The organism is Companilactobacillus furfuricola, from assembly GCF_003946325.1.
GTDB lineage: Bacteria > Bacillota > Bacilli > Lactobacillales > Lactobacillaceae > Companilactobacillus > Companilactobacillus furfuricola.
Genome location: NZ_RHNT01000003.1, coordinates 25,358 through 42,869, shown reverse-complemented (window position 1 = coordinate 42,869; position 17,512 = coordinate 25,358). Strand labels below are relative to the sequence as shown.

Annotated in this window: 13 protein-coding genes; all 13 read left to right on the top strand. The window is 38.3% G+C overall.

Features of this window, described 5'->3' with window-relative positions; genetic code table 11:
* Positions 1–6: 6 nt before the first annotated feature.
* The 13 genes from EKM78_RS01950 (at position 7) to dnaK (ending at position 17,453) form a co-directional block, all read left to right on the top strand.
* The gene (locus tag EKM78_RS01950; protein WP_125768595.1) at positions 7–1,713 is read left to right on the top strand and encodes a proline--tRNA ligase; all 1,707 of its coding nucleotides are present in this window, start codon (positions 7–9) and stop codon (positions 1,711–1,713) included.
* A 40-nt stretch (positions 1,714–1,753) separates the two neighbouring features.
* Positions 1,754–6,055, top strand: coding sequence for a PolC-type DNA polymerase III (locus EKM78_RS01945; protein ID WP_125768592.1), 4,302 nt, complete (start codon positions 1,754–1,756; stop codon positions 6,053–6,055).
* 106 nt (positions 6,056–6,161) lie between these two features.
* Complete coding sequence (gene rimP, locus EKM78_RS01940; protein ID WP_125768589.1) at positions 6,162–6,629, top strand: ribosome maturation factor RimP; 468 nt, start codon at positions 6,162–6,164, stop codon at positions 6,627–6,629.
* Positions 6,630–6,639: 10 nt separating this feature from the next.
* Positions 6,640–7,875, top strand: coding sequence for a transcription termination factor NusA (gene nusA, locus EKM78_RS01935; RefSeq protein WP_125768586.1), 1,236 nt, complete (start codon positions 6,640–6,642; stop codon positions 7,873–7,875).
* Positions 7,876–7,895: 20 nt separating this feature from the next.
* A complete protein-coding gene (rnpM, locus tag EKM78_RS01930; RefSeq protein ID WP_125768583.1) occupies positions 7,896–8,204 on the top strand; it encodes an RNase P modulator RnpM in 309 nt (102 codons plus the stop codon).
* Positions 8,201–8,500 carry a L7Ae/L30e/S12e/Gadd45 family ribosomal protein gene (locus EKM78_RS01925; protein ID WP_125768580.1) on the top strand — a complete coding sequence of 100 codons (300 nt, stop codon included), beginning with the start codon at positions 8,201–8,203 and terminating at the stop codon, positions 8,498–8,500. The genes rnpM and EKM78_RS01925 overlap by 4 nt, the downstream gene beginning before the upstream one ends.
* A gap of 13 nt (positions 8,501–8,513) precedes the next feature.
* Positions 8,514–11,276, top strand: a complete 2,763-nt coding sequence (gene infB / locus EKM78_RS01920; protein ID WP_125768577.1) for a translation initiation factor IF-2 — start codon at positions 8,514–8,516, stop codon at positions 11,274–11,276.
* Between the two features lie 11 nt (positions 11,277–11,287).
* Positions 11,288–11,644 (top strand): 30S ribosome-binding factor RbfA, encoded by a 357-nt coding sequence (gene rbfA, locus EKM78_RS01915; protein ID WP_125708199.1) that lies wholly within the window; start codon positions 11,288–11,290, stop codon positions 11,642–11,644.
* A gap of 66 nt (positions 11,645–11,710) precedes the next feature.
* Positions 11,711–12,619: a tRNA pseudouridine(55) synthase TruB gene (gene truB, locus EKM78_RS01910; RefSeq protein ID WP_125768574.1), complete on the top strand. Its 909-nt coding sequence runs from the start codon at positions 11,711–11,713 to the stop codon at positions 12,617–12,619.
* Between the two features lie 11 nt (positions 12,620–12,630).
* Positions 12,631–13,569: a riboflavin biosynthesis protein RibF gene (gene ribF, locus EKM78_RS01905; RefSeq protein ID WP_164507159.1), complete on the top strand. Its 939-nt coding sequence runs from the start codon at positions 12,631–12,633 to the stop codon at positions 13,567–13,569.
* 347 nt (positions 13,570–13,916) lie between these two features.
* Positions 13,917–14,963: a heat-inducible transcriptional repressor HrcA gene (hrcA, locus tag EKM78_RS01900; RefSeq protein WP_125768568.1), complete on the top strand. Its 1,047-nt coding sequence runs from the start codon at positions 13,917–13,919 to the stop codon at positions 14,961–14,963.
* A gap of 14 nt (positions 14,964–14,977) precedes the next feature.
* The gene (gene grpE / locus EKM78_RS01895; protein WP_125768565.1) at positions 14,978–15,556 is read left to right on the top strand and encodes a nucleotide exchange factor GrpE; all 579 of its coding nucleotides are present in this window, start codon (positions 14,978–14,980) and stop codon (positions 15,554–15,556) included.
* 28 nt (positions 15,557–15,584) lie between these two features.
* The gene (gene dnaK / locus EKM78_RS01890; RefSeq protein WP_164507155.1) at positions 15,585–17,453 is read left to right on the top strand and encodes a molecular chaperone DnaK; all 1,869 of its coding nucleotides are present in this window, start codon (positions 15,585–15,587) and stop codon (positions 17,451–17,453) included.
* The last annotated feature ends 59 nt before the right edge of the window (positions 17,454–17,512 follow it).

Below are 17,512 nucleotides of genomic sequence, written 5' to 3'. Positions count from 1 at the left end.
CCGAAAATGAAACAATCTCGAATGTACATTCCAACATTAAAACAAATACCATCTGATGCTGAAGCAACAAGTCATCATTTGATGCTGCGTGCTGGCTATATCAGACAAGTATCTGCAGGAGTTTATGCACTCTTGCCGTTAGCTTGGGATGTTATTTTAAAGATCGAAACGATAATCCGTAAAGAAATGAAGAAAATCGATGCGGTTGAAATGATGATGCCGGCATTGATACCAGCAGATTTGTGGAAGGAAAGCGGTCGTTTAAAAACATACGGTGAGAATTTGTTTTCGTTTGAAGATAGACATAATCGAGAGTTCATATTAGGCCCGACTCATGAAGAAACATTTACCAGTGTTATTAAAGAACAATTAAATAGTTACAAGAAGCTACCTTTGGTGCTTTATGAATTGCAGCCTAAATATCGTGACGAAGATCGACCTAGATATGGATTGCTCCGTGGTCGTGAGTTTTATATGAAGGACGCTTATTCATTTGCTGCCAATAATGAACAGACTGATATCATTTTTAACCAGATGGAAACTGCTTATAAGCATATTTTTGATGCTTGCAAATTAGATTATCGGACGATCATCGGTAATGCTGGACCTATGGGTGGTACTGATTCAAAGGAATTTTCAGTTGTTGCTGATATCGGTGAAGATACGATCGTATTTTCTGATGACAGTAATTATTCTGCTAATTTGGAAATGGCCACTAGTAAAATTGAGCAGGTTACTTCCGAAAAGCATTTGCCAATGGAAGAAATTGCAACACCAGATGCTCATACGATCGATGCTTTAGCTAAATTTCTCAATATCGAACCCACTAAGATCATGAAGGCAGTGGCCGTTATGGCTGATGACAAACCTGTTTTAGTAATGATCCGTGGTGACTATCAAGTCAATAGCATTAAACTTCGTAATTTGTTGAATGCTAATTTAGTTGAAGAAGCTAGTCCGGATGAGGTTAGAAAAGTCTTTAAGAGTGCACCAGGATTTATTTCTCCATATGGTGTTGCGGATGATGTTCGTGTTATCTACGATAGTTCGCTCGAAGGGCTGGATAATTTTGTCATTGGTGCTAACAAAGATGATAAACATTTGATCAATGCAAATTTTGAAGATATCGTCGAAGGACAACCAGAATTTAATGATGTGCGAGTGGTCAAAGAAGGGGAAGTATCTCCTGATGGACACGGTCATCTTGAATTTACTAAGGGAATTGAGATCGGGCATATTTTCAAATTGGGAACGAGATTTTCTAATTCACTTGGAGCTAATTTCATCGATGAAAATGGTAGACAACAACCACTTTTGATGGGGAGTTATGGTATTGGAATTTCACGTTTACTTTCTGCTATAATTGAACAACACAATGATGAGGATGGGATTGTTTGGCCCGCCAAATTAAGTCCTTTCCAAGTTCATGTCGTACCGATCAAATATAGCAATGATGATCAAAGAAAACTTAGCGATGAAGTCGTTCAATTACTTCAAGATGAAGATTTCGATGTTCTTTTAGATGATCGAAATGAACGTGCTGGGGTTAAGTTTGCTGATTCCGACTTAATGGGATTCCCAATTAGAATTACTGTTGGTAAGAAGGCAGTAGATTCGATCGTTGAACTTAAGCTACGTAAAACTGGCGAAACGATCGAAGTTAACAAAGACGAATTAGTTAATTCGGTAAAAATTTTGCTTAAGAATCAGTAATGAGGCTTAGGCTTTTTTTATTCACGAAAGGTATTTTTTTATGTCAGATAATAAAGATTTATTCAAAATTCTGATCCAACAGATTAAATTAGACAATATTTTGCCCAATAGTCATTCATTTGACGATGCTAAATTAAGTAAGGTCGAGGTCCATAAGCAGTCACAAAGTTGGACCTTCTTTTTTGAGTTTGCCAATATTTTACCGTTCCATGAGTTCAAGATTTTTCGTCAAGCTTTGACGGATGGTTTCAAAGATATCAAGGCGGTCGATTTTCAGATCCGTGTTCCCAATGCTCAACTGGATGAAAAACTTATCAAAGATTATTGGCAATTTGTCTTGAGCACAGCACACTTGAATTCTCCAGTAGTTTCACAGCTTCTCCAAGAAAATCCGCCACATATGGAAAATGGTCAACTTTTCCTTTCAGTTTCCAATAAATTTATGGTCGATTTCATGAATGGTGACATTTCTGAAGGCATTCAAAGTGAATATTTCAATCTTGGTTTTCCACCGTTCAAGATCCGTTGCAATGTCGACGAAGCCAAATCTAAAGCCAAAATGGAAGCTTTACAAGCTGCTAATGCTGAGAAAGAAAAAGTCATCCAAGACAAAGCCAAGATCGTTAGTGAAAAGAAGGCCAAGAAGTCTTCCACCAGCAACGTTCAACGATTAGGTAAGAAAATTGCTGATGATGCGCCGATCACATCCATGGTCGACATTGTTGAAGAGGACCGGAACAAAGTTGTTGAAGGATATATTTTTGATAAAGATGTTCGAAAACTCAAATCTGGTCGTTCTTTGATGATTTTAAAAGTTACTGACTATAGCTCATCATTTAGCATTAAGAAGTTTTCCAACGGTGAAGATGATGAAGCCTTTTTTGAGGAATTGGATAAGGGCGCTTGGATCCGCGTACGTGGTAATGTTCAAGAAGACACTTTTTCTCGAGAATTAGTCATTATGGCTAATGATATCAATATGATCAAACATCAATCGCGACAAGATACAGCTCCAGAAGATAATAAACGAATCGAATTGCATGCTCATACAAACATGAGTCAAATGGATGCGATCCCTAGTCCAACGGCATTGATCAAACGAGCTAGTGAGTGGGGACAGCCAGCAATCGCTATTACAGATCATCGGGCATTGCAAGCTTTCCCGGAGGCTTATTCTGCCGGACAGAAATTTGGGGTCAAGATCGGCTACGGTGTCGAGATCGATTTAGTTGATGAAGGTAATCCCATTGCTTACAATTTGCGTGATGAGGCTCTTAATGGAGCTGAATACGTCATTTTTGATACGGAAACTACGGGATTATCAGCCGTTTATGATTCAATTATTGAAATTGGTGCTACCAAGATGAAAGATGGCGAAGTGATCGATCGTTTCGATAAATTCATCAACCCTGGTCATCCATTATCGGAAGTCACGACTAACTTGACTAGTATCACAGATGATATGGTCAAAGATGCTCCCGATGAGAAAGTTATCATCGGCGAATTCATGGACTTTATCGGCGATGATATTTTAGTTGGTCACAATGTTACTTTTGATATGGGCTTTATGAATGCAGCTTTAACGAGAATAGGTCGAAATAGACTGTCTATGCCAGTGATAGATACATTGGAAATGTCGCGAACACTTCATTCAGAGTATCGTAATCACAAACTTGATTCACTGGCTAAACGTTACAACATCGTATTGGAACACCATCACCGTGCTGACTCTGATGCTGAGACGACTGGTTATCTGATGTACAAGTTATTCGAAGAATTAGAAGCTAAGTTTGCAACTACTAATGTTTCTCAATTAAATGACAATGTTGGTGGCGAAGAAGCTTATAAACAAGCACGTCCAAGTCATGCCATCTTGATCGCCAAAACGCAAGCAGGATTAAAGAACTTATTCAAAATCGTTTCGTATTCAATGACAGAGTATTTTTATCGGACAGCCCGTGTTCCTCGAAGATTATTAAATAAGTACCGTGAAGGAATTATCGTTGGTTCTGCTTGTAAAGATGGTGAAGTATTCAATACCATGATGCAAAAAGGTTACGATGAGACCCGTGAAGTTGCTCAATATTATGATTACCTAGAAGTTATGCCCAAAGCGGTTTATCAACATTTGATCGATATCAAGATCATTCGTGATGAAAATGCTCTTGAAGAGATCATTGCTAACATTGTTAAGTTAGGTAAAGAGATCAACAAACCGGTAGTAGCAACGGGAGATGTTCACTATTTAGATGAAACGGATAAAGTTTATCGTGATATCGTGATCAAAGCTGTAAAGAGCAACCCACTGGCTCGTCAAGAATTGCCTGACGTTCAATTTAGAACGACTAATGAGATGTTTGACGAATTTTCATTTTTGGATGATGCTACCGAACAAGAGATCATCGTTGACAATCCCAAGAAGATCATGGATGGGATCGAAGAGATTTCACCAGTTAAGGATCGGTTGTACACTCCTAAAATGGAAGGTGCCGAAGATGAAATTCGTAATCTGACTCTTAACAAGGCACACGAATTGTATGGAGATCCGTTGCCTGATATTGTTCAAGAACGAATGGATAAAGAGCTTAAGAGTATTATCGGTAACGGATTCTCAGTTATTTATTTGATTTCACAGCGTTTAGTTTACAAGTCTAATAAAGACGGTTACTTAGTTGGTAGTCGTGGATCAGTTGGTTCTAGTTTCGTTGCTACAATGACGGGTATCACTGAAGTTAATCCCTTGCCGCCGCATTATCGTTGTCCTAAATGTAAGTATTCCGAATTCTTTACTAAAGGTGAAGTTGGGTCTGGATTTGATTTACCAGATAAGAAATGTCCTGAATGCGGAAGTGAATTATTAAAAGATGGTCAAGATATTCCTTTCGAAACTTTCTTAGGCTTTAAAGGTGACAAGGTTCCCGATATTGATTTGAACTTCTCTGGTGACTATCAGCCAGTAGCACACAATTATACCAAGGTCTTGTTTGGTGAAGATCACGTATTTAGAGCTGGTACTATTGGAACTATTGCCGATCGGACTGCCTTTGGTTATGTCAAGAACTATGAGGAATTGACTGGTCAGCAGTTGAGAAATGCTGAAGAAGAGCGTTTAGCGGTAGGATCTACCGGAGTTAAAAGAACTACTGGTCAACACCCGGCAGGAATCATTGTAGTTCCAGACTACATGGATATTTTTGACTTTACGCCGATCCAATATCCAGCTGACGATCAAAATGCGGCTTGGAAGACGACCCATTTTGATTTCCACTCGATCCATGATAATATTTTGAAACTTGATATTTTAGGACATGATGACCCGACAATGATCCGTACGCTCCAAGATTTGTCAGGAATCGATCCTTTGACGATTCCGGTTGATGATCCGGAAGTTATGTCACTATTTTCCGGAACAGAAGCTTTAGGTGTAACTCCAGAACAGATTTTTTCAAAGACTGGTACATTGGGTGTTCCCGAATTTGGAACGCGTTTTGTTCGAGGGATGCTTGAAAAAACACATCCGACTACTTTTGCTGAATTGCTCCAGATCTCTGGTCTGTCCCACGGGACTGATGTTTGGCTAGGTAATGCTGAAGAACTGATCGACCAAGGAGTCGTAACCTTGAAGGATGTTATCGGTTGTCGTGATAACATCATGATGGATTTGATCCACTATGGAATGGATTCACAAACTTCCTTCCAGATCATGGAGCACGTGCGTAAGGGTAGAGGTATTCCTGACGAATGGAAGCAAGCGATGAAGGATGCTGATGTTCCTGATTGGTATATTCAGTCTTGTTTGAAGATCAAGTACATGTTCCCTAAGGCCCATGCAACTGCCTATATTTTGATGGCTTTACGGATCGCTTACTTCAAGGTCCACTATCCACTGTATTATTACAGTGCTTATATGTCGGTCCGGGCAGATGATTACGATTTAGTCGCAATGACTAGCGGTAAGCAGGCTGTTAAAAATGCGATGAAAGAGATCACAGATAAAGGAATGGACGCCTCAACCAAAGAAAAGAACTTGTTGACAGTCTTGGAGATGGCCAACGAATGTCTCGAAAGAGGCTTCAATATCAAAATGGTCGATATTGAAAAGTCAGATGCATTTGATTTTCAAATTATTGATGATCACACACTGTTAGCACCATTTAATGCTATTCCAGGACTAGGTGATAACGTTGCTAAGCAAATCGTGGTGGCTCGTGAAGAACAACCATTCCTTTCTAAAGAAGACTTGTCTAATCGAGGAAAGGTTTCTAAGACTATCATTGAATACATGTCAGAAAATCATGTTTTAGATGGAATGCCTGATGAAAACCAATTATCGTTGTTTTAGTTGATTTCATTGGAATATTATGGTAAATTATACTTTAGTTAATTACCGTGAACGAGTGAGCAGAAATGCTCACTCTTTTTATTGCCGATTACTATGGAGGGTGAATTTGAACAATAAAACTGATGAATTAAAAGCCATTTTACAACCAATATTAGAGAAACATAATTTTTTTCTAGTGGATTTGGAATTTGTTCATGAGCGTGGTGACTGGTACTTGAGAGTTTACGCTGATAAAAAGGGTGGTATCACAATTGATGATTGTGCCCTGATCAGTGAAGAATATGGGGAAAAGTTAGATGAACTAGATCCAATCGATCCAGCTTACTATTTAGAAGTTTCTTCTCCGGGTGCAGAGCGTCCCTTAACAAATGACGAAGATTTAAGTAATTATGAAGGTGCTTATGTTAATGTTTCCCTTTACCAAAAGGTAAATGGAGAAAAGGTCTATGAAGGTCACCTTGATTCAATTACTGATGATCAAATAACGATGACTTATAAAGTTAAGAACATTAAGAAGCAAGTAACGATCGATCGAGATAAGATCGCTAAGATCCGCCTTGCGATTGAATTCTAAGGAGAATAACATGACAAAAGAAATGGTAGATGCACTAGATGCATTAGAAAAAGAAAAAGGCATCAAGAAAGAATATGTTATTGAATCTCTTGAAGCTGCCTTAGTTGCTGCTTACAAACGTAACTACAATCAAGCTCAAAACGTCGAAGTAGAATTTGACGCAAAGAAGGGTAACATTCACGTATATTCAGTTAAAGAAGTTGTTGAAGAAGTTGCTGATGATCGTCTTGAGATATCCTTAGATGATGCCCAAAAGCAAAGTCGTGGTTATGAGATCGGTGATCACATTCGTGAAGAGGTCACACCAAAGAATTTTGGTCGGATCGCAGCACAAACGGCAAAGCAAGTAATTATGCAACGTGTCCGTGAAGCTGAGCGTGATATCATTTATAATGAATATAGCCAATACGAACATGAGATCATTCAAGGAATTGTTGAAAGAAGCGATAATCGCTTTGTTTACATTAGTTTTGGTAAGATCGAGGCTGTTATGTCAAAATCAGATCAAATGCCTAATGAAAACTACAATCCTCGTGATCGTGTCCGTGTTTATGTGACTAAAGTAGAAAATGCGACAAAGGGACCTCAAGTATTTGTCTCAAGAACTGATCCAAACTTGGTCAAGCGTCTATTTGAACAAGAAGTTCCTGAGATTTATGATGGAACAGTAGAAATTGTTTCAATTGCCAGAGAAGCTGGTGATCGTACTAAGATCGCAGTTAAATCAGATAATCCTGACATCGATCCAGTGGGAACTTGTGTTGGACCAAAGGGTGCCCGTGTGCAAGCCGTTGTTGATGAGTTGAATGGTGAAAATATCGACGTGGTACCTTATGTTGATGACCCAGTGGACTACATCGCAAATGCTTTGAATCCTGCAGAAGTAATTGCAGTTCAATTTGATGATGAAGATAAACAACAATGCATGGTGATCGTACCGGATTATCATCTTTCACTAGCTATCGGTAAAAAAGGTCAAAATGCTAGATTAGCTGCTAAGCTAACTGGTTATAAGATCGATATCAAGCCAGAATCACAAGTTGAATTCGTTGATGATAACGATCAGGATGTGGACATTGAAGATGTCGAAAACGGCAACGTTGAGACTGAAGGTGAGACTGACAATCCAGAATCAACTGATACAACTGATGCTACAGATCCTAGCGATGATGTGACTGATCAAACAGATGAATCTGCTGAAAGTTCAGATGCTGATCAAGACGAAACTACTGAATCACAAGACTAATTACAAAGGGGGCGATGGCAATGGCAACTAGAAAAGTACCAATGCGTAAAGATATTCTTACTGAAAAGATGTATCCCAAAAGGGAAATGGTAAGAATAGTGAGAGATAAAGAAGGAAATATCTCAATTGACCCTACTGGTAAGAAGTCCGGACGTGGAGCCTACGTGGGTCTTGAGCCAGATGCAGTTAAAGAAGCAAAGTCAAAGAAAATTCTTGAGAAAGTTTTTTCTACTAAAGTTGAACCAGAATTTTATGATGAGCTCTTTGAATTTGTCGATCATCAAAAGGCACGAATGGATCTGTTCGGTGATTTAGGTAAGAAACATTGAGAGAACAATTTTTAAATTTTCTAGGGATCGCATTGCGAGCTGGCAAAATAATCGGTGGAACGGACCTCACGATTAAAGGAATTCGTGACAAGTCGGTAAAATTGGTTATAATGGCAAGTGACTGCAGTGAACGAACTAAGAAAACACTTAATGACAAAACATCATATTATGAAGTTCCGATAATAGATGTTTTTTCAAGTGATGAGTTAAAAAAATCAATTGGTAAGGATAGAAAAGTTATGGGTATAACTGATCTTGGAATTGCTAGAAGGTTAAAAGAAATTATGCAAAATTAAGGAGTGTGATAGGATGGCCAAAAAGAGAATCTATACTATTGCAAAAGAAAATAGTGTCGATAACCAAGTTGTATTGGATGCTGCTGCTAAATTAGGCGTTGACGTCAAGAACCATATGTCATCTGTCGATGAATCAAGTGAAAAGAAAATTGTTTCAGAATTAAAGGGTGGAAAAGCTCACAAAACTGAAACTAAGAATGATGCTGCACATACTAGTAAACCGGCTCATTCAAATAATAAGGAGAAGTCTGAATCTGGAGATCATAAGACTAAGATCAAGATTTCCGCTGTAAGACGTGATCCTAATAAGAACAATCGTGGACATTTCGACCACAACAATCATGGTCACAATAATGGACAACGTAACAACAATAACAATGGTGGAAACAGAAATGCTTCTAACAACCAACGTCCAAATAACCGACCAAACAATAACCGTAATAATAATGGTTCAAACAGCAACAATAACAACAGCAGATCAAATAACAACAGAGGTTTCCAATCACGAGACCGTCGTAACAACAATGTTAGACGTGAACAAACTGCTCAAGCACCACGCCCAAGACAAAGTGCAGGAAACAAATATCTAGAACAGTATAAGACGAATATTCAAGACGCAAGTCGTACAACTAACCGTCCTAATACAAATCGACACAATAATTCAAGCAATAATCATAACAATAACAACCATGCTAATAATCGTTCGAACAACCGTCCAAACGATTCAAGACGATTCAATAATAATAATCACAACAACAATAACAATCGTCCTGCAGCACAAACAAATAACCGCAGTACCGTGGTATCTAAGCCTAACAATACTGCAGCAAAGGCTACTCCAACTCCAAAGGCAGAATACAAGAAGCCAAATAATAACAACAATCGTAATTTTGGTCACAAGACCAACCTTGCCAATCCTTACGGAACACGTAAGAAGAAGAAGGAAAGAAAGAGACAACAACGTCAACAACGTAATGAACCTAAGAAGGTTATGCCACAAAGAAAAGAACGTCCATTACCAGAAACATTGGTCTACACTGTTGGTATGAATGCACAAGACTTAGGTAAGATCCTTCACCGTGAACCAGCTGAAATCGTTAAGAAGCTATTTATGCTAGGAATTATGATCAACCAAAATCAATCCCTAGATAAGGATACTATTGAGTTGTTGGCAACTGATTACGGTATCAATGCTGAAGAAAAAGTCGAAGAAGATATTTCTGATATCGACAAGTACTTTGAAGCAGAAACTAAGAATACTGAGAATCAAACACCAAGACCACCAGTTGTTACTATTATGGGACACGTTGATCATGGTAAGACAACCTTGCTTGACCACTTAAGACATACACATGTCACTGCTGGTGAAGCCGGTGGTATTACACAACATATTGGTGCTTACCAAGTAAGATTACAAGATCGTTTGATCACCTTCTTGGATACACCTGGACACGCTGCCTTTACTAATATGCGTGCACGTGGTGCCGATATCACTGATATCGTTGTATTAGTTGTAGCTGCTGATGATGGTGTTATGCCACAGACAATCGAAGCTATCAACCATGCCAAGGCCGCAAATGACCCAATTATTGTGGCTGTCAATAAGATCGATAAGCCAGGCGCAAATCCACAACACGTTACAGAACAATTAATGGAATATGATTTGATTCCTGAAGATTACGGTGGGGATACTATCTTCGTTAATATTTCTGCTAAGATGGGAACAAACGTCGATCAATTACTTGAGATGATCAACTTGGAAGCTGATGTGCTTGAACTTAAAGCTAACCCTGATCAAAAGGCTATCGGTACTGTTATCGAAGCTAAATTGGATAAGGGACGTGGACCTGTTGCATCACTATTAGTACAACAAGGTACCTTACACGTTGGTGATCCAATCGTTGTTGGTAATACTTATGGTCGTGTTAGAACTATGACTAATGATCATGGTAAAGAAGTTAAGAAGGCTGTTCCTTCTCAACCTATCGAGATCACAGGTTTGAATGATGTTCCTGAATCAGCTGACAAGTTTGTTGTCTTTGATGATGAAAAGACAGCCCGTGCAGCTGGTGAAGAACGTGCAAGTCGTGCACTTCAAAAAGAACGTCAAAATACTAACCCTGTTACATTGGATAACTTGTTTGAAACAATGAAACAAGGAGAACTTAAGACGGTTGACGTTATTATCAAGGCCGACGTTCAAGGTTCTGCAGAAGCTATCGCAGGAAGTTTGAAGAAGATCGATGTTGAGGGCGTTCGTGTCAACATTATCCATCAAGCCGTTGGTGCGATCACAGAAAGTGATGTTACTTTAGCTTCAGCATCAAATGCCATCATCATTGGATTCAACGTCAGACCGACTGCTCAGGCACGTAGTCAGGCTAAGGAAGAAAATGTTGACATTCGTCTTCACAGAGTTATTTACAAGGCAATTGATGAAGTGACTGCTGCTATGAAGGGTATGCTTGAACCTGTCTATGAAGAAAAAGTTACTGGTAACTTAACAGTTCGTGAAACATATTCTGTATCTAAGATCGGTACCATCGCAGGTTGTATCGTAGATAATGGTAAGATCACAAGAGATAGTGGCGTAAGACTTATCAGAGATGGTATCGTTAAATACGAAGGTAAACTTGGCTCACTTAAGAGATTCAAGGATGACGTCAAAGAAGTTAAGTCAGGATTCGAATGTGGTGTTACAATTGAAAACTACAATGACATCAAGATTGGCGACGAAATCGAAGCCTATGTGATGGAACAAGTTCCTGTCAAATAGGAGATGATATAATGAAACATCGTATTGGTAGAGTCGAACAAGAAATTCAAAAAGAAGTAAATGATATTTTACTAAAAAGAGTCCGTGATCCACGTGTTCAAGGTGTTACAGTCACCGGCGTCGAAATGACTGGCGACCTCCAACAAGCAACTATTTTTTATAGTATTTTGTCGGAAAAAGCTAGCGACGTTGAAAAAACACAAGCAGGATTGGATAAAGCAAAAGGTTTGATCCGTGGAGAACTAGGTTCACGTTTAACTTTGTACAAAGTACCTGAATTAGTTTTCAAACAAGATCAATCAGTTCGTTATGGTGAAAAAATCGATCAATTGATCGCTAAATTACATCAAGATGAACAAAATCGTTAATAAATAACAAGATTACATCTAATTGCTTTTGTGGTTAGGTGTAATTTTTGTATCCGGAGAAAATCTATGAATGGTGTAGTTCCTTTTTATAAAGAGTTAGGCAAAACTAGCTCGGATTATGTATATTTATTGAGAAAAATTTTAAAGACTAAGAAGGTTGGTCATACAGGGACGTTGGACCCATTAGTCGACGGTGTTTTACCGATCTGTGTTGGACAGGCTACCAAGTTAGTAAACACCTTGACGAACTCTCCCAAAGAATATGAGGGGGAGATCACTCTTGGTAGATCAACAACTACTGAGGATCGTGAAGGAGAAACTGTCAAACAAGTTAAATTAACCGAGCAGATTTCTAAAGAAAAGTTAGATCAAGTTTTTCAAGATATGACAGGTCCTTTAGAACAAATTCCACCGATGTTTTCGGCTGTTAAAGTCAACGGACGTAAATTGTATGAATATGCTCGCGCAGGTATAGAAGTACAACGACCAGTAAGAAACATAACTATTTACGATTTTCATATAATTGATGATTCTCAGTTTGATTCTGAAATTGGTGAACAAAAAGTCAAATTTCACGTTCGTTGTTCCAAAGGAACTTACGTCAGAACTTTGGCAGTTGAATTTGGTCAACGACTCGGATTGCCGGCGTTTATGTCCCAATTAACTAGAACAAAAAGTGCTGGTTATGAAATAAAAGATACTTTCAAATTGTCTGAGATCGAATCAATGGTAAAATCAGGTAGTAACGATTTCATTAAAAGCATTGATGATGTCCTAAATTATTTACCTGCACATCAACTGACCGACGATGAATGGGAGATCAAGGTGATTCACGGTGGCTTTTTAAATTTAAACCAACAAAACCAAGACGAATTACTGCGTGTACAAAGAAATGGCGTTACGAAGGCTATTTATCGCTTTGATCCGGATAGGAATACCTGGGTACCAGACATAATGTTATTACAAAATGAGTAAAGAAGATGGCTATGAAGATACTACATGTAACGCATCCACTAAAAGAAGACGAAATACCACAACAAGATACCGTTTTGATCATGGGCTTTTTTGATGGAGTGCATCGAGGACATCAGAAAGTCATTAAAACTGGGGTCGATATTGCTAAGAAGCATGGCCTTAGATCAGTTTTGATTACTTTTGATCGTTCACCTCGAGTGGTTTATCAAAAAGAACAAAATTTCAAATATTTATCAACCGAAAAACGAAAAGCAGCCTTGATCGAGAAATTAGGGGTTGACGATTTATATTTCATAAAATTCACAACCGATTTTTCTAAATTAACTCCACAAGAATTTGTTGATAATTATATGATCAATATGAGAGCTAAATTTGTCGTTGGTGGATTTGACTACACTTATGGCAAACGTGATATTGCAAATATGCAAACTCTGCCGCAATATTCACGTGATAAATTTGAGATCATTACTGTTCCTAAACAAACTTTTGATGAAGAAAAAATCGGCTCGAGTTCGATCAAAGACTTGATCTTGTCAGATCAAATTGATCAGGCTAATCATTTATTAGGCTACTATTATCAAAACACGGGGATCGTGGTTCATGGTTTACAAAGAGGACGGACTTTAGGATTCCCAACAGCCAATTTAGCAATTGGTCAAGATGAATTGATCCCATCGATCGGAGTGTACGCGACACGTATTAAAGTAGATGGAAAATGGTATGACTCAATGACCTCAGTGGGTTACAATGTAACATTTTCTGAGAATACCGGGATCACCGTTGAATGCAATATTTTCGACTTTGATCAAGACATTTATGACCAGCCTATAACTATAGAGTGGATCCATTATTTGCGGGGAGAGATCAAATTCAATGGTCCTGACGGCTTGATTGCACAATTACACCATGATCAAGATGATTCCAAAGCTTTACTACGAAATCTTGAATAAATAACAATAATTGATTGACGGTTTATGTCATAGAGATCACAAATTCAATCAATTTTAAAAATCTCACAATCGTGGGATTTTTTGTTTGTAAAAATAATGTTCTTTTGAAATAAGCAAATTTGGTTGTTAGTTGGGATCGAATTATCATTGTAAATTATATTATGTAATAAAAATCTGAATAATATTTATTAATTTTTGTACGCAAACAGAATGGATTATCGTCAGAAATTTATGACAAGACTATTTTTATTTTTTTAAAGTGCATTACTTGACACATAAAGGCTAGATTGTTATATTTTACATTGTTAGCACTCCAATATGAATAGTGCTAAAAGGAGGACGGTATAATGTTATCGGAACGTCAAGATGCTATCTTGAGAGAAGTCGTGCGCATTTTTACAGATACCGGCCAGCCGGTTGGATCAAAGACGTTGATGAATGCTTTACCATTTCATGTTAGTTCGGCAACGATCAGAAATGAAATGGCTACGCTAGAGGAGATAGGCTATCTCGAGAAGACTCATCTATCCTCTGGTAGAGTCCCATCGATTTTAGGATATCGTTATTACTTGGATTATCTAGTCCAACCTAGTGTGGTTCCAAGAGATGTCTCTAAGAAAATCGATGAGGATTTCGGGCATACTTATCATCAACTTGATGATATTATCGAAAGGTCTGCTAAAATACTTTCACACTTAACCAGTTATACAGCGATAACTTTAGGTCCTGAAAGCAGCAAAACATTGTTAACTGGATTCAGAATCGTTCCACTTAATTCCCATCAAATAATGGCAATTATCGTTACGAGCGATAACAATGTTGAGAACAACATTTATACAGTTGATGATGAATTAGACAGTTCTTTAATTGAAAGATTTGTCAAGATCGTTAATGACAAATTAGTTGGTCAACCTTTACCAAAAGTCATTGAGATGTTACATGATGATGTACCAATCATTTTATCTAACTACATGCATTCAGCTAATGGTTTAGTGGACATGGTCGATGAATTGTTCAAGAAAGCCGATTCTGATAAGTACTTTGTCGACGGGCAATTGAACTTGTTGAATTATGCGGATGGCAATGACATGCAGGAGGTTCAATCGTTGTTTTCAATCATCAATCAAAGCAACGATCTTAAGAAACTGCTTGACCCTAGTTCTTCAGAAAGCGGGATCAAGGTTAGATTAGGAAGTGAGCTGGGTTCAGATGTGTTGAAGAACTACAGCATTATCACGGCTGATTATGATGTTGGTCATCACGGTAAAGGAATAATTGCCTTGCTAGGTCCAACGACAATGCATTATTCGCAGTTGATCGGGCTACTCGGTGAATTTAGAACAGAGCTAGCCAAACGACTGATCGATTATTATTCGAGATATGATGATTCATGATATAGGAGGCTGTAATGGCAGAGAAGGAAAAAGAGCAACAAGCTCAAGCTTCAAAAGAAGCTGATCCAAAGAAATCAGAAGCAAAAGCTACTGAGGAAACTACCACAGATCAGAAGGTAGATCCACAGATCGCTGAACTTCAAAAGCAAATTGAAGATCTCAAGCAAAAGAATTCTGAATTAGATGATAAATATATTCGTTCACAGGCAGAAATTCAAAATATGGCTAATCGGCAAAAGAAAGAAATTGCTGGCATCATTAAATATGATGGCCAAAATTTAGCCAAGGAGATCCTTCCAGTTTTAGATAACTTAGAGCGTGCATTGACCGTTGAAGTTAATGATGAAACTGGCAAACAATTGAAGAAGGGTGTGGAAATGGTTCAGCAACATATGGTTAAAGCAATCACTGATAACAACGTGACTGCTATCGACAATGTTGGTGAGAAGTTCGATCCTAATGACAGTCAAGCAGTACAAACTGTTCCTGCTGACAAGGATCATCCAGAAGACACAGTCGTTCAAGTTCTTCAAAAGGGTTATAAACTCAATGATCGAGTTTTACGTCCAGCAATGGTAATCGTTGCAAAATAATTAAATTTTAAAAAAGAGGTATTTGTATATGTCTAAAGTAATCGGTATTGATTTGGGTACTACAAACTCAGCTGTAGCTGTTCTTGAAGGTGGTTCTCCCAAGATTATTGCCAACCCTGAAGGTGCTAGAACAACTCCTTCTGTAGTTGCATTTAAAGATGGTGAAATCCAAGTAGGTGAAGTTGCTAAAAGACAAGCAATCACAAACCCAGATACAGTATCATCTATTAAGAGACACATGGGTGAAGCAGGATACAAAGTTACTGTGGGTGGCAAATCATACACACCACAAGAAATTTCTGCAATGATCCTACAATACATTAAGAAATTCTCAGAAGATTATTTAGGTGAAGAAGTTACAGATGCTGTTGTTACGGTTCCTGCATACTTCAACGATTCACAAAGACAAGCAACTAAAGATGCTGGTAAGATCGCTGGATTAAATGTTCAACGTATCGTTAACGAACCAACAGCTTCAGCATTGGCTTATGGTTTGGACAATGACAAGGGTGACGAAAAGATCTTAGTATACGACCTTGGTGGTGGTACATTTGATGTTTCGATCCTTGAATTAGGTGACGGTGTCTTCGAAGTACTTTCAACAAATGGTGATACAAAACTTGGTGGTGATGATTTTGATAAACACATCATGGATTGGTTAGTAGATCAATTCAAAGCTAAGAACGGAGTTGACTTGTCACAAGATAAGATGGCTGTTCAAAGATTAAAGGACGCTGCTGAAAAAGCTAAGAAGGACCTTTCAGGTGTCAACCAAACTTCTATCAGCTTGCCATTTATCTCATCCGGTGCAAATGGTCCTCTTCACTTGGAAGAAACACTTACACGTGCTAAGTTTGATGAATTAACTGCTGATCTAGTTGAAAGAACTAAGACACCAGTTGAAAATGCTCTTAAAGATGCAGGCCTTTCAAATAGTGACATCGATAAAGTTATCTTGAATGGTGGTTCAACACGTATTCCTGCAGTACAAGACGCCGTTGAAAAATGGACAGTAAAGAAACCAGACCACTCAATCAACCCTGACGAAGCTGTTGCTTTAGGTGCTGCTATTCAAGGTGGTGTTATTTCTGGTGATGTTAAAGACGTTGTCTTGCTTGATGTTACTCCATTGTCATTAGGTATTGAAACAATGGGTGGAGTCTTCACTAAGTTGATCGACAGAAATACCACAATTCCTACAAGTAAGTCACAAGTATTCTCTACTGCTGCTGATAACCAAAGTGCTGTTGATATCCACGTATTACAAGGTGAACGTCCAATGGCTGCTGACAACAAGACATTAGGTCGTTTCCAATTAACAGACATTCCAGCAGCTCCTCGTGGTGTTCCTCAGATCCAAGTTACATTCGATATTGATAAGAATGGTATCGTTAATGTTTCTGCTAAGGATATGGGAACTAACAAGGAACAAAAGATCACTATCAAGAGTTCATCAGGTTTGAGCGATGAAGAAATCGATCAAATGATGAAAGAAGCCAAAGAAAACGAAGCTGAAGACAACAAGCGTAAAGAGGAAGTTGATGTTAAGAACGACGTTGAACAAGCATTGTTCCAAACAGATAAGACTCTTAAAGATGTCAAAGGCAAAGTTTCAGATGACGAGATCAAGAAGGCTGAAGATGCCCGTGATGCTTTGAAGAAAGCTCAAGATTCTGGTGACATTGAAGAAATGAAGTCAAAACGCGATGATTTGAATAAGATCATCCAAGACTTATCAGTAAAACTTTATCAACAAGCACAACAGGCTCAAGGTGGCGCTGATGGCGCAGCTCAAGGCAATGATGGTGCCCAAGGTAACGATGATAAAGATAAGGGTGACGATGGTAAGACCGTTGACGGTGACTTCAAAGAAGTAGATCCTGATAAAGACAAATAAGCAAACATTTGAGATTATGACAGACAAAACTGTTATAATCTGTTTGTTGAAATAAATTA

What these genes read in the sequence shown, in the direction of transcription:
- EKM78_RS01950 (WP_125768595.1), top strand. Translation starts at nt 7, where the DNA reads ATGAAACAATCTCGAATGTACATTCCAACATTAAAACAAATACCATCT.
- EKM78_RS01945 (WP_125768592.1), top strand. Translation starts at nt 1,754, where the DNA reads ATGTCAGATAATAAAGATTTATTCAAAATTCTGATCCAACAGATTAAA.
- nusA (WP_125768586.1), top strand. Translation starts at nt 6,640, where the DNA reads ATGACAAAAGAAATGGTAGATGCACTAGATGCATTAGAAAAAGAAAAA.
- rnpM (WP_125768583.1), top strand. Translation starts at nt 7,896, where the DNA reads ATGGCAACTAGAAAAGTACCAATGCGTAAAGATATTCTTACTGAAAAG.
- infB (WP_125768577.1), top strand. Translation starts at nt 8,514, where the DNA reads ATGGCCAAAAAGAGAATCTATACTATTGCAAAAGAAAATAGTGTCGAT.
- rbfA (WP_125708199.1), top strand. Translation starts at nt 11,288, where the DNA reads ATGAAACATCGTATTGGTAGAGTCGAACAAGAAATTCAAAAAGAAGTA.
- truB (WP_125768574.1), top strand. Translation starts at nt 11,711, where the DNA reads ATGAATGGTGTAGTTCCTTTTTATAAAGAGTTAGGCAAAACTAGCTCG.
- ribF (WP_164507159.1), top strand. Translation starts at nt 12,631, where the DNA reads ATGAAGATACTACATGTAACGCATCCACTAAAAGAAGACGAAATACCA.
- hrcA (WP_125768568.1), top strand. Translation starts at nt 13,917, where the DNA reads ATGTTATCGGAACGTCAAGATGCTATCTTGAGAGAAGTCGTGCGCATT.
- grpE (WP_125768565.1), top strand. Translation starts at nt 14,978, where the DNA reads ATGGCAGAGAAGGAAAAAGAGCAACAAGCTCAAGCTTCAAAAGAAGCT.
- dnaK (WP_164507155.1), top strand. Translation starts at nt 15,585, where the DNA reads ATGTCTAAAGTAATCGGTATTGATTTGGGTACTACAAACTCAGCTGTA.